Consider the following 385-nt stretch of genomic DNA (forward strand, 5'->3'; position numbering starts at 1 on the left):
GTGCTGTTCGCCTCGCTCACCGCGCTGCGGACCAGCCGGTGGCGGGCCGGGCTGGCCGTGGACCTCGGGGTGACCGTGGTGCGGGTGGCCGCTTTCGCCCACACCGTGGTGCTCGCCGGCTGGGCTGCGCGGCTGGTGGTGGGATACCGCGGGCTGGGCCGCGGCACGGCCTATCTGAGTGATCTGCGCGCCGGGGCCGCCGCCGAACGGACCCTCCCGATCGGGGCCACCGCAGCGGCCCTGGTGCCCCTGGTCGTCCCGTGCGCGCTCAACGCCGCGGTCCTGGCCGCCGCAGCCGTGCTGGCAGGCCTCGCGGCCGGCACCAGCTGGGCGGCGCGGATGCTTCTCGGTGCCGTGACCGGGGCCGGAATCGGTGCGGCCGGCC

At 77.7% G+C, this 385-nt stretch carries 1 protein-coding gene; it reads left to right on the forward strand.

Translation table 11 applies throughout. The features are described from left to right. Positions 1-385: hypothetical protein (locus ACWCOM_RS18560; protein ID WP_454550213.1), on the forward strand; the 385-nt coding region annotated here is incomplete at both ends.

This window comes from Kocuria sp. KH4 (assembly GCF_053711175.1).